The organism is Streptomyces lycii, assembly GCF_009735685.1.
In the GTDB taxonomy this organism is placed as follows: domain Bacteria; phylum Actinomycetota; class Actinomycetes; order Streptomycetales; family Streptomycetaceae; genus Streptomyces; species Streptomyces lycii.
The window spans coordinates 1-21,038 of the sequence record NZ_WHPN01000383.1; the positions used below are offsets into that span (position 1 = coordinate 1).

14 protein-coding genes and 1 pseudogene are annotated in these 21,038 nt (G+C 73.1%); 9 read left to right on the top strand and 6 right to left on the bottom strand.

Annotation, left to right across the window (positions count from 1 at the left end; genetic code table 11):
* Positions 1-87 precede the first annotated feature (87 nt).
* From GCU69_RS26155 to GCU69_RS26165, 3 genes are all read right to left on the bottom strand, one after another.
* Positions 88-2,001: a calcineurin-like phosphoesterase C-terminal domain-containing protein gene (locus tag GCU69_RS26155; RefSeq protein ID WP_098750172.1), complete on the bottom strand. Its 1,914-nt coding sequence runs from the start codon at positions 1,999-2,001 to the stop codon at positions 88-90.
* A 681-nt stretch (positions 2,002-2,682) separates the two neighbouring features.
* Positions 2,683-4,431 (bottom strand): CotH kinase family protein, encoded by a 1,749-nt coding sequence (locus tag GCU69_RS26160; protein WP_218037981.1) that lies wholly within the window; start codon positions 4,429-4,431, stop codon positions 2,683-2,685.
* Between the two features lie 706 nt (positions 4,432-5,137).
* The gene (locus GCU69_RS26165; protein ID WP_098750171.1) at positions 5,138-5,650 is read right to left on the bottom strand and encodes a lytic polysaccharide monooxygenase auxiliary activity family 9 protein; all 513 of its coding nucleotides are present in this window, start codon (positions 5,648-5,650) and stop codon (positions 5,138-5,140) included.
* Positions 5,651-6,418: 768 nt separating this feature from the next.
* On the opposite strand from GCU69_RS26165, the gene GCU69_RS26170 reads away from it, so the two are divergent.
* The 4 genes from GCU69_RS26170 to GCU69_RS26185 all read left to right on the top strand — a co-directional run bounded on the left by GCU69_RS26170 (position 6,419) and on the right by GCU69_RS26185 (position 11,554).
* Positions 6,419-7,552, top strand: a complete 1,134-nt coding sequence (locus GCU69_RS26170; protein WP_098750398.1) for a dienelactone hydrolase family protein — start codon at positions 6,419-6,421, stop codon at positions 7,550-7,552.
* A gap of 171 nt (positions 7,553-7,723) precedes the next feature.
* Positions 7,724-9,325 (top strand): sugar ABC transporter ATP-binding protein, encoded by a 1,602-nt coding sequence (locus GCU69_RS26175; protein WP_156207356.1) that lies wholly within the window; start codon positions 7,724-7,726, stop codon positions 9,323-9,325.
* Positions 9,326-9,408: 83 nt separating this feature from the next.
* Positions 9,409-10,425, top strand: a complete 1,017-nt coding sequence (locus GCU69_RS26180) for an ABC transporter permease (RefSeq protein ID WP_098750400.1) — start codon at positions 9,409-9,411, stop codon at positions 10,423-10,425.
* Between the two features lie 106 nt (positions 10,426-10,531).
* The gene (locus GCU69_RS26185; RefSeq protein WP_098750401.1) at positions 10,532-11,554 is read left to right on the top strand and encodes an ABC transporter substrate-binding protein; all 1,023 of its coding nucleotides are present in this window, start codon (positions 10,532-10,534) and stop codon (positions 11,552-11,554) included.
* 181 nt (positions 11,555-11,735) lie between these two features.
* On the opposite strand, the gene GCU69_RS26190 is transcribed toward GCU69_RS26185, so the two are convergent.
* Together GCU69_RS26190 and GCU69_RS26195 are read right to left on the bottom strand one after the other, a co-directional pair.
* Positions 11,736-12,137, bottom strand: a complete 402-nt coding sequence (locus GCU69_RS26190) for a VOC family protein (protein ID WP_098750402.1) — start codon at positions 12,135-12,137, stop codon at positions 11,736-11,738.
* A 392-nt stretch (positions 12,138-12,529) separates the two neighbouring features.
* Entirely contained in the window at positions 12,530-14,029 is a 1,500-nt protein-coding gene (locus GCU69_RS26195) for an alpha/beta fold hydrolase (protein ID WP_156207357.1), read from the bottom strand.
* 111 nt (positions 14,030-14,140) lie between these two features.
* Between GCU69_RS26195 and GCU69_RS26200 the strand changes: the two genes are divergently transcribed.
* The 3 genes and pseudogenes from GCU69_RS26200 (at position 14,141) to GCU69_RS26210 (ending at position 18,660) form a co-directional block, all read left to right on the top strand.
* On the top strand, positions 14,141-15,052 hold the full coding sequence (locus GCU69_RS26200; RefSeq protein WP_235978711.1) for a MerR family transcriptional regulator: 912 nt from the start codon (positions 14,141-14,143) through the stop codon (positions 15,050-15,052).
* A gap of 543 nt (positions 15,053-15,595) precedes the next feature.
* A pseudogene (locus tag GCU69_RS26205) lies at positions 15,596-16,711 on the top strand (ferric reductase-like transmembrane domain-containing protein); the annotation flags it as partial.
* A gap of 464 nt (positions 16,712-17,175) precedes the next feature.
* Positions 17,176-18,660: an FG-GAP repeat domain-containing protein gene (locus GCU69_RS26210; protein ID WP_176604656.1), complete on the top strand. Its 1,485-nt coding sequence runs from the start codon at positions 17,176-17,178 to the stop codon at positions 18,658-18,660.
* 152 nt (positions 18,661-18,812) lie between these two features.
* Here GCU69_RS26210 and GCU69_RS26215 read toward each other — a convergent pair whose 3' ends face one another.
* The gene (locus GCU69_RS26215; protein WP_306474095.1) at positions 18,813-19,859 is read right to left on the bottom strand and encodes a glycoside hydrolase family 5 protein; all 1,047 of its coding nucleotides are present in this window, start codon (positions 19,857-19,859) and stop codon (positions 18,813-18,815) included.
* 273 nt (positions 19,860-20,132) lie between these two features.
* Between GCU69_RS26215 and GCU69_RS26220 the strand changes: the two genes are divergently transcribed.
* Both GCU69_RS26220 and GCU69_RS26225 read left to right on the top strand, forming a co-directional pair.
* Positions 20,133-20,606 carry a helix-turn-helix transcriptional regulator gene (locus GCU69_RS26220; RefSeq protein ID WP_098754984.1) on the top strand — a complete coding sequence of 158 codons (474 nt, stop codon included), beginning with the start codon at positions 20,133-20,135 and terminating at the stop codon, positions 20,604-20,606.
* 10 nt (positions 20,607-20,616) lie between these two features.
* Positions 20,617-21,027, top strand: a complete 411-nt coding sequence (locus GCU69_RS26225) for a VOC family protein (protein ID WP_098754983.1) — start codon at positions 20,617-20,619, stop codon at positions 21,025-21,027.
* Positions 21,028-21,038: the final 11 nt, after the last annotated feature.

Consider the following 21,038-nt stretch of genomic DNA (forward strand, 5'->3'; position numbering starts at 1 on the left):
TTGGGAAGCGGCGGGCCCGGCTCTGCTGGTGCCCGCGCGCGGGTGGTTCCGGCGTCGGGGTGGCGGCGCCCGGAACCGGACGGCCGGTCAGCGCTCGCCGGCGACCTGGAAGACCAGCGTCTCGGTGAACTCGCGCCCGTACGAGTCCGTCGCCGTCACCTCGGCGCGGTGGCTGCCCGGCGCGAGGTCCTTCGGCAGCTCCAGCCGCCACAGGTGCATCGAGCGGTCGGCCAGGCTGCCGCCGTTGACGAGCTGCTGCGCCACGGCGTGCGGGTCCGACCACTCGGGGCCGATCCGCTGCCCCTCGCCCTTCGCCTGCTGGGTCCGCCCGGCCTTGCGTGCCGGGCCGCCGTCGAGGCTGACCTCGACCGTGGAACCGGTCGACCCCATCCAGAAGTTGGTGGTCAGCCAGGTGGTGCCCGCGAGGTCGGCCTCGCTGATCAGGTGCGGGTCACCCAGCTCCGGGGCCTTGCCCTCCCGGGAGTCGTTCCAGGCCTGCCGCTCGGCGTACCACTCGCGGTACGCGGGCGAGTTGAGGCCCAGGTGCATCTGGAAGGCGGAGTCCTCGCCGGTGACGGTGAAGCGCTCCTTGAAGGAGTTGCCGTTGATGTCCAGCGTCAGGACGCCCGGCCGGGCACCGTCGCGGCCGGTGGCGACCGGGTAGCCGTCCTCGGTGAGGGCGCCGGAGTACCAGTCGCCGGAGATGGCGCCCGCGACGATGTGCGGGAAGGGCAGCCCGTCGATGCCGAAGATTTCCCGCCAGCCCTTGAAGAGGTCACCGGTCTTCATGTTCTCGACGGTGTGGGTGTGCCCCGCGACGGCGACGGCCTTGCGGCCCTCCAGCAGTTTGTGGACTTCCAGCAGTTCGTCGAGCTGGTGCCGGGGGCTGCCCTCGTCCGCGAAGGTGAGCAGCGGGATGTGGCTCGCGACGACCACGAGCTTGTCCGACGGGACCTCGGCGAGGTCCTCCTCGAGCCACTTCAGCTGCTGCTCGCCCAGCCGGCCGTTGTAGGACGGGCTGTTCTCGGGGTCGTCGCAGTTGGGGTGCTTGCCGTCGGCGTTGTCCACGTCCGGCGTGCAGGGGTGGCGGACGGTGTTGAGGGCGACGACGTGCGTGTCACCGGCGTCGTAGGAGTAGTACGCGGGGGCCAGCTGCTCCCGGAACGTGTCGAACGAGTGCTCGGCGGTCTCGGCGTCGTAGTCCAGGTCGTGGTTGCCCGGGAGGAAGCGCACGGGCCCGTTCAGCTGCTTGGTCAGCTGCTTGACGTCCGGGTACAGCGACAGGTCGTCGCCGACGACGTCACCGATGAACAGCGGGCCGCAGCCCGCGTAGTCCCCGCGCTTGGCGAGGTCCGCGACGGCCCCGTCCCGGGCGTAGCCGACCTCGGCCTTGTCGTACGTCTGGAGGTCGCCCGCGATCACGCAGTGCTGCCGGTCCGCGGCGGTGGCCTTGCTCTTGACGACGGGGAAGTTGACCGCCGCCGGGAGCGGGCCGGTGGGCTCGATGCCGCCGTACTTCAGCTTCGGCGAGCCCTCGGGGAGGTGGTTGTAGTGGAACTGGGCGACGTTCGCCTCGTCGACGGGCACCTGGTAGCCGGCGGGCTGGCTGATGAAGACCGTCATGTTCTCGAAGGCGGGCAGTTCGTAACGGCCCTGCCGGTCGGTGGTCACGACGTCGCGGCCGTTCGACACGGTCACCCCGGCGACACCGCGCTCGCGGCCGCCGCTGCGGCTGTCCCGGTCGGAGTCGACGAAGACCCGCCCGGAGAGTTTCCGCCCGCTCCCGTCTCCGGGGGCCTGCCCGGAGTCGTCGGCGCGCACGACCTCGACCTGGCCGCGGTACGGATCCCAGGCGTCCCGCGCGGCGGGCGCGGCCGCGGCGGAGCCGGCGTTCGAGGTCTGGGCGGCGAGGGTGGCGCCCGTGGCGGCGATCACCGCCATCGCGGCGCCGACCGCCAGCCCGGCGCGGGTGGGTCTGGGCACGAGGCGAGAACGTGACATGGAACGGGACCTCCGTCAGCTCGTGTGATGCGGCGCGTTCACCGGCGCACGGTCGGCCGGTCGCCTCGAGGCTCCCGGCCCCAGCTGAACTGCGGTCGAGCGGCACGAGACAGCACGGAGGACATCGCGGCACCCGCAGAAGTCATGAACATGTCGACAAAGCGGCGTCGGTGCGTCCTGGCGCGGACGGCGGGGTGGCGAACTCCCGGAAAGGCCGGGTCGGGGACCGCGGGACGGCGGCGTACGGCGGCCCCCGGCGGGTGGAGGGCACGCATCCGGACGCGGGGCCGGGATCGGGATCGGTACCGGGACCGGGATCGGGACCGGGGGCGCGTGGCGCCTGGTGCGGAGCGGCGCGGCCGTACGGGCGGAGGCGCGGGCGGGACCCCGGAGACGGGACGGGCCGCCGACGGCACACCAGGTGCCGCCGGCGGCCCGGCGGCGGCCGCACGGCCGCCGCGTCTGCTACCGGGTACTGCTCACTTGCTGCTCGCTGATCACCGCCTGCTGATCACCGCTCGCTGCTCACTCCTCAGCGCCTGCTGATGGGCTGTTCACTGCCGGTCGCCGGCTGGCCGCCGGCCGCGGCCGGTCCACCGGGGCGTCCGTCGGGGACGAGGCCCCGGCTCTCGGGCTGTTCGCCCCCGGCGCCCTCGGCCCGGCCGCCGGCCGGCTGCCCGGTCACTCCGGGGAGTGCGGCCAGGGCTGACCCAGCGGCTGCCCGCCGCCTTCCGTGAGTTCCCAGCCGGACCGGTCGATCCAGGCCGCGCGGTTCACCAGGAAGGTCCGCATCAGCTCCAGCTGCTCCTCCCAGGTCTCGGTGGTCTGGGTCGGGAACGGCCCGACCTGGCTCACGTTGAGGTTCGGCCACTTCTCGAAGTTGCGCCGGGCGCCGTTGGCGATCGGCGTGGCGAGGTCCGTGACCCGCTGCCGCAGCTGGTTGTCGGACAGCACGCCGCGGCGCAGCTCCTCCCACCGGGCCTTGACCTTCGCGTTGAACTCCGGGACCTCCATCAGCCGCAGGAACCAGTCGGTGGTCTGGAACCAGATGGAGCCCTGCTCGAACTGCCATCCGGTGGTCTGGTCCATGCCGCCGAAGGGCACCGCGTTGTAGCCGAGGTCGTAGTCCCACAGCGGACCTGCGACGATCTTGCCGCCGCGGTCCTTGTAGAAGTGCGTGCTGCGGATGTACGAGTCGCCCTCGCGGGCCAGTTCGTTGTGGATGATCCGGTCGATGAAGGACTGCTCGTCGATGTAGGCCGGATAGCCGGTCTGCGGATCGGCGGGATTCGCGCTGCGCAGCGAGTCGTGGAACTTCTGGATGTGCTGGGCGAGCCAGTCCAGTTGCGCGGGTTCGAGGTCGTCCGGCTCCACCACCTCCAGGTCGCTCCAGCAGGTGTCCGCGGCGCCCGTGCACGGGACCTTCGGCTCCTCGGCCGCGAGCGCGTCGAACTTGAAGATGTAGCCGCCCGTGATCTCCGGCTCGCTGAGGTGCTCCTTCTCCAGTTTCTGGATGTCGACCCGGTCCGGTCCGCGCTCGATCTGCTCGTCGAGCATGTAGACGCCCTGGTAGTCGTCGGCGCCCAGCGGGTCGCCGTCGAGGTTCAGATAGACCTCGACGAAGCGGAAGCCGGGGGCCGCGAGCCCCATGTCCTCACCGAGGGTGTAGGCGAAGGCGTCCCGGATGAGGGTCTTGTCGGGGAAGGGGCCGCGCAGCACCCAGTCACCGTCGGCCGGCATGCCCAGCAGCGGGTACTTCGCGTCGTCATCGTCATTGCCCCGCAGTTCGAGCCGGTACGGGGCCTTCTCGAAGCTCGCCGAGGACTGGCCGCGCAGATGGAACCCGGCGCGGGTGGCCACGGCCGGAGCGGCGGAGAGCGACGTCGTGCCGCCCTGCGGCTCCATCACCATGGCGGACACGTCGGCCCACTCGCGGTCGGGCTTGCCGGCGCCGTAGGCGTCCATCACCAGCAGCGGCAGGTCGTGGTCCGCGTCGACGGAGCGGGCGACGTAGATCTGCGTACCGGGCTCGCCGCCGGGCAGGCCGTCGACGAAGGGCAGCGCGCGCAGCTCGGTGGTGCCCGTGAACTCCAGCGGGCCGGAGTAGAGCGGCGAGGAGGCGGTGGGCAGTTCGCCGTCGGTGGTGTAGCGGATCTCGGCGTTCGCGACGCTCGTGCCGAGAGACACCGAGACCTGGCCCTGGAAGGTCCCGCTGGGCACGGAGAAGGTGATGTCACCGGTCAGTTCGTCCTCCGCCTGCTGCCGGGCGGCGGCGTTCTGCCGGGCGGTGCCGTCGTCCGCGGCCGCCGTGCCGGCTCCGGCCGGCGCGTGCGCGGACACGGCGTCCGGCTGCGGAGCGGCCGAGCCCTCGGCGGTGGCGAAGGCCGTCATCAGCAGGGAAAGGGCGGCGAGCAGGCTTAACGTACTCATCCGTTTCTTGCGCACAAAAGTCGCACCTCGATCCATGAACGCGGTGAGGCAGGCGGCGTCGCCTGCCACTGATTACGTATGTGGGCATGTCGAACGATGGCCACGCGCGGAGGGCGGGCGGCCGGAATGCCGGGCAGCCGGACATCGCAGCGGGCACCGCGGTCGCGGCCCTGCCGTACCGGGCCTGCGCGGGGCGCGGGAACCTGCGGGACGGCACGGGAAAGAAGGGCGGCGGCCGGAAAGGGCGCGGGCCCGATACGTCAACACATCAGGAGCACTGCGGCGATAATCCACAACACACGAGCGGAATCGACTGGTTGACGCCTCCCGGTGGTGTGGGGGTTGCCGGATGGTGAATCGGCGCGGAACCGGTGGTTACACGAAGGTAAAGGCCCGTCCGTCGCTCCCGCCACTCACTTCCGGCCGTCCGGCGCCGCGGAAACGGGCTCCGGGCCGTGCGGGAATTTCCGGACCTGACCCGTCTCGTGACGGCCGCGGTGACGTCCGCGCGCGGGGTGCGCGCCGCTCGGCGCGGGTGCGTGCCGCTGTGTGCGGATGCCTGCGGGGGCCTGTGTCTGCATGGGGCTGCCTGCGTCTGCCGAGGGTGCCGGACAGCGCGGCGGCGGGCCCGCGGCCGGTCGGCCGCGGGCCCGCTGTGTGTCGATCGGTGGGAGCCGGCCGACGGAGCCGGCTGTGTCCGGTCCGCCTACCGGATGTTCACGTCGATGCAGGCGTAGAAGGCGTTCGCGGTGTCGGCGATGTTCCACACGGCGAACACCTTCTGCCTGCCGGTGGTCCCCAGGTCGACGCTGTGCTGGACCGTGGTGGGCGGCTGGGCGCCGCCGTCGTCGAACTCGGCGACCTTGCGGCCGCCGACGAAGTACTGCCAGGTGCTGGTGGCGTGGTTGGCCTGGATGGTCCAGGTGAAGGTGGTCGTACGGCTGACGTCGGTGACGGCCCAGCCCTTGCTGTCGTCGTTGAGGTCGGTGAACCGCGAGTTGCCGCCGTTGCACTGGGTGGAGCCCTTCAGGCCCTCCACGCTCTGCGGTTCCCACTTGATGGCGCCGCACTCCACCGTGCCCGCGGCACACTGGGCCTGCCGGCTCGGCGGTGAGTTGATGTAGCCGTGCGCGCTGGCGGAGGAGGTGGGCAGGGTGACGGCGACGACCGGGGCGAGGGCGATTCCGATGGCCATCGCGAGCTTGCGTTTGGCGTGCATGTGCACTCCTTCACGGAGGGGAGGCCGGCCTGGTCGGGAGCGGGCCCTGGGGGCGGCACGTCGATGCCGGCGGGCGGGCTCGGGACGGCCTCGCGAGGTGGGGGGACGCGCGGACGGAGAATGCCGACACGGTGTGGAAGCCGACCGCCCCGTGAAGTTCCGGCGCCCGGCACCCGTGCGCTTCGTCCGCACGACGGTCTGGACCATAGGGAGTTGTCGGTACGCGGTCAACAGTGGGGGGCGAGCTTCGGCTACGCTTCCGGCGCGCCCCGGGGAGGGCACCGCACCTCCGGCGGGGCCCGGGAGGCCGTCGCGGCGCGTCCGGGGCGCGGACGGGCGCCAGCTCAGGTGTGCCGCGGCCGCCGTGCGCGGCGCCGGTGCCGCCGTACGGGCCGGGCTCGGGCGACCTGACCGAGAATCGCTCCTTCCGGTGCGGGAGGCGCGGGGTGTACGCGCCGGTAGGGGTGGGGCGGGAGTCCGGTGGGACGACTTGAGGCCACGGGGTGGCCGTCAGTTCCGGTTGATGCGTTTCAACATCTGGAGCCGGCCGCACCCCGGCCCCGGTTCCGGGCGGCCGGGACGGCGGCAGTCCGCGAGGGGGCGTCGGGACGGCGGCTCCGCGAAAGGGGGCGCCGGGGCAGTGGCGGGTCCGCGAGGGGAGCGGTCGGGGCGGCGGCAGGTCCGCGAGAGGGGCGCCGGGGCAGGGGGAGGTCCGCAAGAGGAGCCGTCGCACGGGCGGCAGGTCCGCAACGGGAGAGGCACGCACGGATGACGTACGCGAAGAGGCGGCCCCACGAGTCACCGGCGGTGCTCGACGGCGGACTCCCGGTCTTCGCCGGCCGGCTCGGGGAGGAACTGACCTTCCCGCTCGCCTGGGGCACCTCCCCGGTCCGCGACTTCCACGCCTGGCGGCGGGCGGCCCGCGAGAAGGTCGAGGAGCATCTCTTCCAGCCGCCGGACGACACCCCGTTCGCGCCCGAGGTGACGGACGAGCGGGAGGAGGACGGCATACGGCGGCGGATCCTGCTCTTCGACCTGACCCGGTTCAGCCGGGTGCGGGCGGTGATGCTGCTCCCGGAGGGCGAGGGGCCGTTCCCGGCGGTGCTGCTGCTGCACGACCACGGCTCCCGGTTCGACATCGGCAAGGAGAAGCTCGTACGGCCCTGGTACGACGAGGGGCGGCGGTCCGCGGCCGGGGCGTGGGCCGGGCGGTACTTCGGCGGGCGCTTCGTCGGCGACGAACTCGCCCGCCGCGGCTACGCGGTGCTCGCGGTCGACGCCCTGGGCTGGGGCGACCGCTCGGGACTGGAGTACGAGGGGCAGCAGGCGCTGGCGAGCAACCTCTTCCACCTCGGCGCCTCACCGGCCGGCCTCATGGCGCGGGAGGACCAGCGGGCGGCGGCCTTCCTCGCCGGACTGCCGGAGGTGGACGGGAAGCGGGTGGCGGCGCTGGGCTTCTCGATGGGCGCCTACCGGGCTTGGCAGGTCGCGGCGCTGTCCGGCCATGTCCGGGCCGCGGTGTCGGCGTGCTGGATGACGGGCCTGCGCGAACTGCTGGTGCCGGGCAGCAACACCCTGCGCGGCCAGTCCGCGTACTTCATGCTGCACCCGGGCCTGCCGCGCCATCTGGACTTCCCGGACGTGGCGGGCATCGCGGCGCCGAAGCCGATGCTGTTCCTCGACGGGGAGGACGACCCGCTGTTCCCGGCGGCGGGAGTCGCCACGGCGTACCGGAAGTTGCGGGCGGTGTGGCACTCCCGGCACGCGGACGAGCGGCTGTGCACCCAGCTCTGGCCGGGACTCGGACATGTCTTCGTCCGCGAGATGCAGGAGGAGGCGTTCGGGTGGCTGGACCGGTGGCTGGCGGGTGCCGGGGGAGGGGCCGGGACCGGGATCCGGTGAGGCCGGCCCGTGTGGGCGCTGCTCCGGCGCCCTGGTCAAGAAATCGATTTCACATCTTCCTGTGGAATCTGTGTGCAGACCATTGACGCCGCCCGTAGCCCCTTCCTACTCTCGCTCGAAATCGATTTCTCAAGGAGTCGTAGTGGCGGACATCGCGGGAGGACACTGACCATGGCGCAGGCGCACGGCGCGGGACCCGGCGGAGCGCGGGAGCAGGCGCTCCTCCGCGTGCAGGGCGTGTCCAAGAGCTTTCCCGGCGTCCAGGCGCTCCAGGACATGCGGCTCGACCTCCGCCACGGCGAGGTGCTCGCCCTGGTCGGCGAGAACGGCGCCGGCAAGTCGACCCTGATGAAGCTGCTCTCCGGGATCCACACCCCGGACTCCGGCGAGTTCTTCCTGGACGGGCAGCCGTGCCGTCCCGAGGGGCCCCGCCACGCCCAGCGGCTCGGCATCAGCATCATCCACCAGGAGTTCAACCTGATGCCCGACCTCACGGTCGCGCAGAACATCTTCATCGGGCGTGAGCCCCGCGGCCGGCTGCTCCTCAGGGACGGCGCCCTCGACGACCGGGCCCGCGAGCTGCTCGACCGGCTCGGGCTGCCGCTGGAGCCGCGGTGGGTCGTCGGCACCCTCACCGTCGCCCAGCAGCAGATGGTCGAGATCGCGAAGGCGCTGTCGTACGACGCCAGAATCCTCATCATGGACGAGCCGACGGCCGCCCTGAACGACGCGGAGGTCGCCGCGCTGCACGACCTCATCCGCCGGTTCGTGCGGCCCGACACCGGCGTCATCTACATCTCCCACCGGATGGCCGAGCTGAAGGCCGTCACCGACCGGATCACCGTCATCCGCGACGGTCGCTATGTCGACACGCTCGACACGGCGGACACCACCATGCGCGACGTCATCTCCCGGATGGTCGGCCGTGAACTCAAGACCGACGCCGGCCCGGAGAACGTGCGCGAGGACCGCGAAACCGTCCTGTCGGTCCGCGGCCTCAGTACGAAGACACTGCTCGAGGACGTCTCGCTGGAGCTGAGGAAGGGCGAGATCCTCGGCATCGCCGGCCTGATGGGCTCCGGCCGCACCGAGGTCGCCCGCGCGATCGTCGGCGCCGACCCGGTCGAGTCCGGCACCCTCACGCTGCACGGCCGGGAGGTGGCGTTCAAGAACCCGGCCGACGCCGCCCGCCACCGCGTCGGCTACCTCTCCGAGGACCGCAAGCACCTCGGGCTGCTCGTCGAGCAGGACGTCAAGGCCAACATCGGCCTGAGCTCCCTCGCCGAACGCTTCCAGTCGTTCGGCTTCGTCAGGGACGGCGCGGTGCGCGCCACGTCCCGGGAGTTCGTGGAGAAGCTGCGCATCAAGACCCCGTCCGTCGACCAGACGGTCAGAAACCTCTCCGGCGGCAACCAGCAGAAGGTCGTCATCGCCAAGTGGCTCGTCAAGGACTGCGACGTCCTGATCTTCGACGAGCCGACGCGCGGCATCGACGTCGGCGCCAAGGAGGAGATCTACGAGCTGCTCAACGATCTGGCCCGGCAGGGCAAGTCGATCGTCATGATCTCCTCCGAGCTGCCCGAGGTGCTGCGGATGTCGCACCGCGTCCTCGTGATGAGCGAGGGACGCGTCACCGGCGAACTCACCGCGGCCGAGGCCGACCAGGAGACCGTCATGGCGTACGCGACCCGGCGGCCGGACGGCCCGTCGGCGGGAAAACCGGACGGCCCCGCCCCCGCCGGAACCTCCCGCTCCGCCGAAAACCCGCGCTAGCGAGCCGTACGGCGGCCCCGGCCCCGTACGCACGCGGCGCGACCCCCACACCAAGACACGCACCGAGGCAGGGACAGGACACGATGACAGCACCCACAGCCGCTCCACCCCGGCAGAAGCAGGACGCCACCGCGCGGGACGGGGTGCGCCGGGCCGTGACCAGCCGGTTCCAGCAGTTCCTCGCGGTGGCCGGGCTGGTCGCGGTCTTCGTCTTCTTCTCGTTCGCCAGCCCGCACTTCCTCAACTACAGCAACATCACGTCGATGCTGTTCTCGACGGTCGTCATCGGCACCCTGGCGCTGGGCGCGACGTTCGTCATCGTCACCGGCGGCATCGACCTGTCCGTGGGCACCGGGATGACGCTGTGCGCGGTCATGTCCGGCGTCATGATCGTGGAATGGGGGCTGCCCGTGCCCGTCGGGGTGCTGGGCACGCTGCTCTTCGGCGGGCTCGTCGGCCTGGTCAACGGGCTGAACGTGACCTTCCTCGGGCTGCCCCCGTTCATCGCGACGCTGGCCATGATGCTCGTCGCGCAGGGCCTCGCCCTGGTCATCTCGGGCAGCGCGCCGATCTACTTCTCCGAGGACTCCGGCTACACCGGGATCTCCACCGGCAGCGTCATCCCGGGCGCCGACTTCCCCAACGCCGTACTGATCTTCGCCGTCGCGGCCGTCATCGGCGGCGTCGTCCTCAACAAGACCCTGCTGGGCCGCTACACGTACTCCATCGGCAGCAACGAGGAGGCCACGGCGCTGTCCGGCATCGACGTACGCAAATGGAAGATCATCGTCTATGTCGTGTCCGGGCTCTTCATCGGCCTCGCGGGCGTCCTGATCTCCGCGCGTCTCGGCTCCGCCCAGCCGGCGACCGGCATGGGATACGAGCTCCAGGCCATCGCCGCGGTCGTCATCGGCGGCACCTCGCTCTCCGGCGGCAAGGGGTCCCTCACCGGCACGGTCATCGGCGCCCTGATCATCTCGGTGCTCAACAACGGGCTCCAGATCACCTCGGTCCCACAGGAGTGGCAGAACGTCATCCTCGGCTGTGTGATCGTCGCCGCCGTGTACGCCGACAAGGCGCGCAAGCGCCGCGCCGTCTGAACGGGCGGGTCTGCCGATGCCCCGGGCCCCGCACACCCCACGCAGCACAGCCATGCACGACGGACGAACCCGCCACCGCCCCGGCGGCGGGGAGGAGGCGAACCGGATGACGCGCGCGACAACGCCGCCACGGCCGGACCGGCGGCGCGGACGGCCCGCCCGTGCCGCCACCGTGCTCGCCGCGGCCCTGTCCCTGCTGGCGGCCGCGGCGCTGAGCGGGTGCAGCGACGCCGGTACGACCGCGGAGGGCGGCGAGGGCAGGAAGCCGTACATCGCCATCGTCTCGAAGGGCTTCCAGCAACAGTTCTGGCAGGCCGTCAAGAAGGGCGCCGAACGGGAGGCCGAGAAGCGCGGCGTCACGATCAGCTTCGAGGGCCCGGCGACCGAGACGGAGGTCGAGGCCCAGGTCAACATGGTCTCCAACAGCCTGGGCCGGAAGCCCGACGCGCTCGGGCTCGCCGCGCTGGACTCGCGCGCCGTGGAGCCGATGCTGAAGCAGGCCGAGCGCCGGGGCACGCCCGTCATCGCCTTCGACTCCGGTGTGGACAGCGACATCCCGCTGACGACCGCCGCCACCGACAACAGGGCAGCGGCGGCCGAGGCGGCCGAGCACATGGCGGAGGAGGTCGGCGGCAAGGGCAAGGTGGCGCTGGTCGTGCACAGCCAGACCAGCGGCTCCGGCGTCGACCGCCGGGACGGCTTCGTGGAATGGATGGAGAAGAACGCACCGGGCGTCGAACTGCTGCCCGTGCAGTACGGCGGCGGCGACCAGACCAAGTCGGCCGACATCACCAAGGCCATCATCGCCTCGAACCCCGATGTCAAGGGGATCTACGGCTCCAACGAGGGCTCCGCGATGGGCGTCATCCAGGGCGTCAAGGAGAGCGGCCGGGACGACATCAGCACGGTCGGCTTCGACTCCGGGCAGGGCCAGATCAACGCCATCGAGGAGGGCCGGATGGCGGGCGCCATCACGCAGAACCCGGTGAGGATCGGCGAGCAGGTCGTGGCGGCGGCGGTGAAGGCCGTCAAGGGCGAGAAGCTGCCGGAGACCATCGACACGGGCTACTACTGGTACGACAAGAGCAACATCGACGACCCGCGGATCCAGGAAGTCCTGTACCGCTGAGCGCTCCGCCGCTGAGCACCGACGGCGAGGGCGATACGGCCAGAGCTGGACGGGGCGACGGCTCTACGGCAAGCGGCGGCGACAGTACGGCGATACGGCCGCGGCGCGAGGCCCCGCGCGGCCTGCGGCGACGGCGCGGGGCCCCCGGCCGGTGCTCACCGGCCGGGGGCCCCGCCCCGTGTCAGTCGGCGGCGGCGTCGCCGCTGCCGTACGGCCTGGTGATGATCTCCATCCCGTGGCCGGACGGATCGAGCCAGTACAGGCCCCGGCCGCCGTCGTTGTGGTTGATCTCGCCGACCCTCTCCCCGTGCGGGTCGGCGAAGAACGTCAGGCCCTCCGCCTTGATGCGGGCCCAGATCTCGTCGAACTCCTGCTCGGAGACGAGGAACGCGTAGTGCGCCATGTGGATGTCGACGTCGGGGCCCGGCTCGGCGTAGTCGAGGGTGACCCCGCCCGCGAGCGTGACCGGGAGGAACGGGCCCATCGGCGGACCGACCTCGAGGCCGAGAATGCGCGCCAGATGCTCGGCGGATTCCTTCTTGTCCTTGGCGTGGACGATGGTGTGATTGAGCTGAACTGTCATGCAAATGCCTCCTGAAAGGCACTCAACGGCGCCGCTTCCACCTCACCCGGCCGGTGACCGGTGTGCCCTGCGCCGCTGGGGACCCTAGGCAACCGGGGCCGCACCTGCAAGGTGTTTTCCCCGCGGCCGCGGCCGCGGCCGCGGGCGACGCGCGGCTTGCGTGCGTACGCGGTGCTCCCGTGCGTACGCGGCTTCCGTGCGGTGCGGCTTCCGTGCGGTGCGGGCTCACGCGTGGTGCGGGCCAGCGCGGTGCGCGGCTCCCGTGTGGTGCCGGCTCCCGTGCTCCCGTGCTCCCGTGCTCCCGTGCTCCCGTGCTCCCGCGCTCCCGTGCTCCCGCGCGGCGCGCGGTCCCGGGGATACGCCGCCCGCCCTCCGCCCGCCCGCCACGCCGCTCAGCCGCCCAGGTGCCCCGTCACCGACCGCACCGCCCGCCGCACCGCGAGCCGGGCCTCCTCGGTGCGGTCGATCCCCTCGAACCCGTGGTGTCCGCCCGGCACGTCGACCACCTCGACCCGGGCGTCGCAGTCCTTCGCCGCGGCGAGGAACTCCTCGACCGTCACCGCGAACTCCGGGCGCTCCAGCTCCACCCGGGTCAGCACGACCGGCAGCCGCCCGGCGCCGCGCACCGCCTCCGCGGGCCGGAACCGCGAACCGCCCATGCCCCAGCTCGGCAGCGGCGCCATGACCGGATAGGTCTCCGCCACGCAGCGCAGCCACGGCGGGGGCGCCGCCAGCCAGTCCGCCGACAGCAGCCCGCCGCCGGAGAAGAACCACAGCGCGACACGGTCCCCGTCGACCCGCGGATCGGCCCGTACGAGAGCGACCGCTTCCGCCACGTCCTCGGCGGCCCGCGGGTAGTCCGCCGGATCGTGCAGCCGGTGGTCGAGCGTCACGCCGACCGCCCCCAGCTCCGCCACACTCCGGGCGTAGCCGGTGAACACCGGCCAGTCGCGCGGTGTCGGCCGCACCCCGGCGGGCAGCGGGCCGCCGTGCACGAACACCACCGCAGGCCACGGGCCGCCGGTCCCCGGCAGATGCAGGTCGACCCGCCCCGTGCGCTCCCGCGGGCACTCCGGGACGTCGAGCGGGAACGGCCGCAGATGCCCGGGCTGCTCCGGAGCCGGGATGCGGTGCCCTTCGCCCGCGGCGGCCCGCAGCAGTACGTCGGTCAGCTCGCCGGGCACGGACAGCATCGGCCAGTGCCCGGTGCCGAGGTCGAAGAAGGTGTTCCGCGGATCGGTGAGCCGCACCAGCCGCGGGTCGCCGAGGGCCACCATGTCCTCGGCCAGGGCGGTGCTCGTCCCGCCCGCGGTGCAGAACACGCCGGTCACCGGCAGCCCCGAGCCGGCCCCGGTGAGCCGGAGCGGCCGGGTGAGCGTGCCGGGCGGCTGGGGTGCGGCGAGCCGGGTGAGCCGGTCCAGCGCCTCGTCCGTCAACCCCGCGGTGCTGCCCCAGCGCTGCCAGCCGTCGCGGGACGGCGGAGGGACCGGCCGGGCGTCCGGGCCGGAGGCCCCGTGCAGCAGTTCGCGCAGCGCCGCGTCGGGCACCAGCGCGAGCGGCGGATCGCCGTCCTCCGGTATGCCGGCGTCGAGATGGACCACCCGGGCGATCCGCTCCGGCCGCCGGTCGGCGGCGCCGGCCACCGGGTGGATGCCGTAGCCGTGCCCGACGAGCACCACCTCCGGCGCCTCCGTGCCGTCGACCAGCCGCAGCACGTCCTCGATGTGTGTCTCCAGATCCGCTTCCGGGGCCCGCCCCCGGTCCCGGTCGCCGTCCATGCCGGTGAGCGTCGCCGCGCACACCTCCGCCCCGGAGGCCCGCAGCCCCGCCGCGACCTCCCGCCAGACCCAGCCGCCCGTGTGGGCCTCCGACACCAGGACGAATGCCGTCATGAATCTCTCCTCGCACGCCGTCGTCCGCGTGACCGGGCCGCCCTCGGCGGCGGCCCGCCCTGTCCGCGCTTGCCGGTACGGTAGGAACTCCCCCTGAGGGAGGTTCAAGCAGTGCGGCCAGGCGAACTGTGGAGCATCGGGGAGCTCGCCGAGCGCGCGGGTGTCACCGTCAAGACCGTCCGCTTCTACTCCGACCGGGGACTGCTGCCCGAAGCGGCCCGCAGCGCCGGAGGCCACCGCCGGTACGGTCCCGAGGCGCTCGACCGGCTCCGTACGATCCGCTCCCTGCGCACCCTCGACCTGCCCGTCCCGGACGTCGGCCGGGTGCTCGACCGTGAGGACACCCTGGAGGACGTCGTCGACGGGCAGTTGCGGCAGCTCGGCTCGCAACTGGCCGCGCTGCGCTGGCGGGAGGCGGCCCTGCTGCTGCTCCAGGACTGCACGCCCGAGGAGCGCGCCGAGCGGCTCCTGCTGGTCGGCGCCGTGCCCGCCCCGCCCAGCACCGCCCCGATCGCCCGCTTCTGGCGGCGCTGGCTGCCCCCGCGCCTCCCGGCAGCGGTCGTCTCGGCCGTCCTGGAGCAGTCGGTCCCGCAGCCGCCGGCCGACCCGACCCCTGCCCAGGTGCTGGCCTTCGCCCGGCTGCACGCGTTCGTCTCCCGCGACTGCGGCGGCGGCGAGTTCACCCAGCCCGCGGCGCACCGGCCCGGCGGCGGCCGCCCGGCCGTGCTCTACGCCGGTCTGGACGAGGCGTACGCCCTGGCCGCCCCGGAACTGCGGGCCGGGCGGACACCGCACGCGGGACAGGCCCTCGACTGCTTCGTCTCCGCCTACACCGCGTCCACGGGTGCCCGCGACACCCCGGACTTCCGCCGCCGCCTCGCCGCCCAGCTCGCCGCGGACCCGCGCATCGACCGGTACTGGCAGCTCAAGGCCGAGGTGTCCGGCCCGTCCGAGCCGACCGCCGGGGCGGCACACGACTGGCTCCTCACGGCCCTGCGCACCGAGACGGCCCAGGCCGCCTGACCGGCCGGCCGGCGACTCCCGGCCGGACCCCTCGTGCCGTGAACGCAGCCCGGTCCGGGAGCCGTTTCTCCCGCTGTCGCTCCGTGCCGGCCCTCCCGCACCGGCCGGCTCACGGGGACCGGGCCGCGCCCACCGTGCCGGGCGGGACAGCCGGGCAGGCCGCCCGGGCGGGACACCCGGGCAGGTCACCCGGAAACACGACACCGGGGCAGGTCACCCGGGCGGCGCCCGGCCGGCCCTTTCGGTCCTCAGCAGCCCGGCCCCGGGGCTCCGTCCAGCGCCGTCCGGCTCCGTCCACGGGGCCTCCCCGGTCAGCGGCTCCGCGGCGCCGGGAGATGCCCGGCCGGTACGAGGGCGGGGCCCCACGGCCCGAGCCGCCGGTTTCCGGACGGCGCCGGAAAGATCGGCGTGCCGGAGTCTCGCGGCGCGGGAGGCAATTGGTGTAGACGAAGGGTGCCGTGGCCGGTGCCGCGGGGACACCGCCCGCCAGCCGGTGCCCCGCCGCCGGGCGTTACGGCACCGTCCGAGGAACTGGAGCCCGTGATGACCGGAGACCGAGCCACCGATCCCGAGCCGGAGAAGACGGAGCCGGCGGGCGTCCGGGGGCGCCGGGGCGGCTTCGACGGGCAGGGCCTGCGCGCGGACCTGCGGGGCGCCGTCCCCGACGCCTCCCTGGCGCTGCTGGCCACCGGGCTCATCTTCGGCTGGCTCTACGTCCGGGTCGAGAACGGCACCTCGGCCACGACGCAGGTGATGCCGATGCTCGCGGACGCGGACGAGTTCTGGATGTACTGGCTGTGCCAGGCGTTCGGCTGGTCCGGGCTGCTGTGGGCCTACATCACGATTGTCTTCGGCCTGCTGAGGTCCGGGCCCCGCCCGAAGTGGCGCCGGCTCCCGGCCGCCCGGCTGGAGAAATGGCACCGTACGACGAGCCTGACCACCATCGCCCTGATGTTTCTGCACGCCTTCCTGTTCTTCGCCGAGCTGATCCGGGACAACGAGGAGAACCTGCCCTGGGGGAGCCGGGTGTTCACCGCGTTCGTCGACGTCTTCGTCCCCGGCGGCTACGCGACCGGTACCGGCCGTGTCGCGATCCTGCTCGGCCTGATCGCCTTCTACCTCGCGATCCCGCTGGGCCTCGCCTTCTACCTGCGGCACGCCACCGGCTCCCGGACGTGGCGGGCCCTGCACCGGTTCATCGTCGTCGTGTACGTCCTCAGCGTCTGGCACACCCTGCTGTACGGCACGAACGTGTGGTACGACGGCTCCTTCCGGACCCTGGTCTGGGCGCTGCAGATGCCGGTCGCGGCGCTGCTGCTGCTCCGCCTGCTGGAACCCGCCCGTCCGGCCGAGCGGCTGCGCCTGCGCGGGCCCGGCCGGGAGTCCCGTCCGCTGCGGCTGACGTACCGGCTCGCGGGGCGGCTCGCGGTGGTGGCCACGGTTCTGGGCCTGCTCGCCGTCGTCGTCTCCGGGGTGGACGGCGGCCGGACACCGGACGGGGCCTCCCCGGGGCTGTGGCCCGAACAGTGGGTGATCTGGGCGGGGTTGCTCGCGCTGACGCTCGCCGCCACCGGGGTCGCGTACCGGCTGCGGCGGTCGGCGGCCGCCCCGCCGCACGCCGCCGCGAGGCGGTCGCGGCCCGGAGCGGACGCGGACAGCCCGGCGGACGGTCCCGCGGACGGCCCGGCGGACAGCCCGTTGCGCGGGTCGGCGGAGAGTCTCGCGGACAGCCTGCCGGACAGCCCGTTGGACAGCCCGGCGGGCCAGGACGCCGAGGCACGGTGACCCGGAGCACGTCCTCCCGGCGGCCCTCTCGGTGACCCCCGGCCCCCCGGCCCCGCCCGGCCCGGGACCGGTGGCACCCAACCCCGCCCGGGCAGGGGCTGGTGGCACCCAACCCCGCCCGGGCAGGGGCTGGTGGCACCCAACCCCGCCCGGGCAGGGGCTGGTGGCGCCCAACCCCGCCCGGGCAGGACCGGTGGCGCCGTACCCCGCTCGGGCAGGGCCCGTGCCGCCGAACGCACCCCGGGCGGTCCCGGGGCCGTGGCGTCCGGATCGACGATCGGGCAACAGTTCCCCTGTCCCTCTGGAGCAGCCCCGTCCCGGGTGTGAGGGTGATCCGCATGAAGCCCCGCACCACGCCCCGCGCCATGCCCCGGATCCTCACCGTCTGCGCCGCCGGAGCCGTCCTCGTCCCGCTCGCCGGATGCGGTACCGGCGGCACGGACCGCACCCCGTCCGCGTCCGCGAAGACGACAAGGCAGGCCACCACGGCGCCCGGCCCGCCCGCCGAGAGCCGGGCGCCGCAGCGGGGCAAGGGTTCGAAGGACCCCGACGACATCAACGGGGACGGCCACCGCGACCTCGTACTTCCCGTCCGCGCCGGTGACGCGCGGGACGACCGGCGCCCCGAGGAGCGCATCGCCGTGGTCTACGGCTCCGCCGGGGGCCTGGACCCGGCGACCCGCACCGTTCACGGCCGGCGCGATCTGGGGCTGCCCGAGCCGCCCGACGGCCCGGCGTGGCAGAACCGCAACACCGTCTCCCAGGTCGTCACCGCCGACCTCGACGGGGACGGCTTCCCGGACTTCGTGACACCCGTCGACGGTGAGACGGCGACGGACGGGAACCTCTCCACGGCGAGCACCGTCCCGTACGTGACCTGGGGCGGGCCCACGGGTCCCCGCACCGGCCGGAAGGCGACGCCGGTCCGCCTTCCGGACAGCGCGGCGAAGCCGGGCGTGGAGTCCGTGGTGCGCGGCGACTTCGACGGGGACGGCCATCACGACCTGGCGGGGGCGGCCCGGAACGAGTCGTCCCTGGTGCTGCTGTACGGGCCGTTCACGCGGGACGGCCGGCCGGCGCGTACCGACACCGGACTGCCGTGGTCCGACGGCCGGCTGTACGCGGACGCCATCGACCCGTCCGGCAAGCCGCGGGCGACGTCGCTGCTGCTGCACGCCATGAGCGACGGCGAGCAGACCGCGAGCACGCTCTACCGCGCCCGGCGCGGCACCGGCCCGTCGCCCGAGGGCAGGGAACTGCGCAAGGGGAACGCCCACGCCTTCGGTGACTTCGACGGCGACGGGCTGCGCGACGTGGCCGTCGGCGACGACGGCAGCCGCAACAACGAGCCGGGTCACGAGACGGAGGCTCCCGGCGTCGGCGGCTCGCTCGCCGTGTACCCCGGCAGCGGTGACGCGCCCGTCACACACCGGCTGCCGGAGCGGCCGGGCGGCGCGAGCAGCTACTACGGCCCCGGCGGTTACACGGCGGCGGACCCGGACGGCGACGGCCGCGACGGCGTCCTGGTCGCCACGTACGAGGGCGCCACGCTCATCGACGGCGACCGGCGCACCGCCGTGCTGCGCGAGGGACCCGCCGAGGCGGACGGGGAGAAGACTCCCGCGAGGTGGCGGCACGCGCGCCCCGCCGGGGCCGCCGACTTCGACGGCGACGGCGAGGACGAGCTGGTCCTGCACTGGGGGCCGGGCACTTCGTTCGGCCTCTACGGCGATGGCCCCACGCACTGGTGGATCACCGAGGGCACGTCGGCCGGGGACCAGGCGTCCTTCGCGACGACGGAGTTCGCCGCGGAGAGCCGCTGAGGAGCACGGGCATCCCCTCCCGTATGTCCGCCGGAACCGGTGCGGTGTGTTGTCCGCCCGGGCGGGAGGGAGGACGGACCGTCCGTCTCCCTCCCGCCGCCGGCTCCGCCCGCGCGCCAACGGGCTGGCGGGCGGCGCGAGTCCGGCCCGGGTCAGGCGATGCGCTCCTTGATCCAGGTGCCGGCCTCCTTCAGCGCGCCCGGGTCCGCCCAGGTGCCGTCCGTGCAGGTGCCGGGCTGGAACACCGCGCCGCTGCGGAAGTCGTCGGAGAAGTTCCAGTTGGTCCAGCTGATGTTCTTCTCGGCCATCAGGTCGAGATACCGCTGGGCCGTGGTGAAGTCGTTCGGCCCGTCACCGCTGTAGTCCTGGGTGCCGAACTCGGTGACGAACAACGGGACCTGGTCGGCCGCCCTGGACAGGGCCGACAGGTACTCGTCCCCGTGCGAGGCGGCGTAGAAGTGGAACGTGTACATCACGTTCTCCGCGTCCACCGGGTCGGACACGACCTCGGACTCGTCCGAGCCTTCCGAGACGCCCAGCGACGACCAGGCGCGGGTGCCGACCAGCACGACGGCGTCGGGGTCGCCCGCCCGCACGACGGGGATGATCTCCTCGGCGTAGCTCTTGATGCCGTCCCAGCTCACACCGTTCGGTTCGTTGGCTATCTCGTAGAGAACGTTGTCCTGGTCGCCGTGGCGCTCGGTGATGTCGGTGAGGAAGCGCTTGGCCAGCTCGGTGTTGGCGTTGGGGTCGCCCGGGTCGAGCATGTGCCAGTCCACGATCACGTACATGCCCCGGGCCGTCGCCTGGTCGATGACGCGGCCGGCCAGCTCGGTGAAGCGCTCGGGGTCGGTCTCGTACCCCTCCTCCTGGACGTAGGTGGAGACCCGCAGCACGTCCGCGCCCCAGTCCCCGGCGAGGACGTCGAGGGAGGCGTCGGTCAGGCAGTGCTCGAACCACTGGGTGCCGTGGCTGCTCATCCCGCGCAGCTGCACGGGACTGCCGTCCTCGCCGCAGAGCGCGGTGCCGCACACGGCCAGCTTCCCGTGCTCCTCGACGGGTGTCGCCGCAGCCGGCGCCGTCTCCGCCGAGGCCGTGACGGGTACGACGACGGCGGCGCAGGCGGTCAGCAGGCCGGCGGCCCAGGCTGTGACGCGGCGGCGGCGAGATGCGCGCGGGTGAGATGTCACCGTGGCCATCCTCTCCGGATTTATCAGGCACATGACAGGCCTGAGAGTGGGGGGGTGAAGCTGAGGTCCCCGTGACGGTAGAGCCGCCGGTGGCGGCACGGCAACGGTGCGGGCACGGAGCGGGCCCGCGGCGGCCGGCACGGCGCGGACAGGGAACGGGCCACCGGGACACGGAACGGGCCACGCCCCGGCGGACGGCCGCCTACAGGGGGACGGCTGTGCGGGGGCCGTAATCACAGCAGTGCTGGGCAGCGCCGGGCCGGACGTGGCACCATCGCGAAGGTGACCAGCAGACCTGTCCCCACCGTCCGCGAGCAGCGGAGATCCCCCGCGGAACAGCGCCTGAGCGACCTCGCACGGCTGCGCCGCGTCCGCGACCGGATCGACCGGGAGTACGCACAGCCGCTGGACGTCGAGGCGCTGGCCCGTGGCGTGAACATGTCGGCCGGCCACCTCAGCCGCCAGTTCCGGCTCGCCTACGGGGAGTCGCCGTACGGCTATCTCATGACGCGCCGCATCGAACGCGCCATGGCCCTGCTGCGCCGGGGCGACCTCAGCGTCACCGAGGTCTGCTTCACGGTCGGCTGCTCGTCGCTGGGCACCTTCAGCACCCGCTTCACCGAACTGGTCGGCATGCCGCCCAGCGCCTACCGGCGCCGCGCGACGGGTGAGACCGAGGGAATGCCGTCCTGTGTGGCGAAACAGGTCACCAGACCGGTCAGGAATCGAGAAGCGCGGCCGTCGGGCCGGATCTAGCCTGACCATCATGGACATCACCATTCACGCCTCTTTCCTCCCGCAGGACGACCCGGACGCGGCTCTGGGCTTCTACCGCGACATCCTCGGCTTCGAGGTCCGCAACGACGTCGGATACGACGGAATGCGCTGGATCACCGTCGGCCCTCCCGGCCGGCCCGGCACGTCCATCGTGCTCCACCCGCCGGCCGCCGACCCCGGCGTCACCGACGAAGAGCGCCGCACCATCACCGAGATGATGGCCAAGGGCACCTACGGCGGCATCCTGCTGGCCACCGCCGACCTCGACGGCACCTTCGAGAAGGTGCAGGCCGGCGGCGCCGAAGTCGTCCAGGAGCCGACCGAGCAGCCGTACGGCGTCCGCGACTGCGCCTTCCGCGATCCCGCGGGCAACATGATCCGCATCCAGGAACAGCGCTGATACGACCGTGC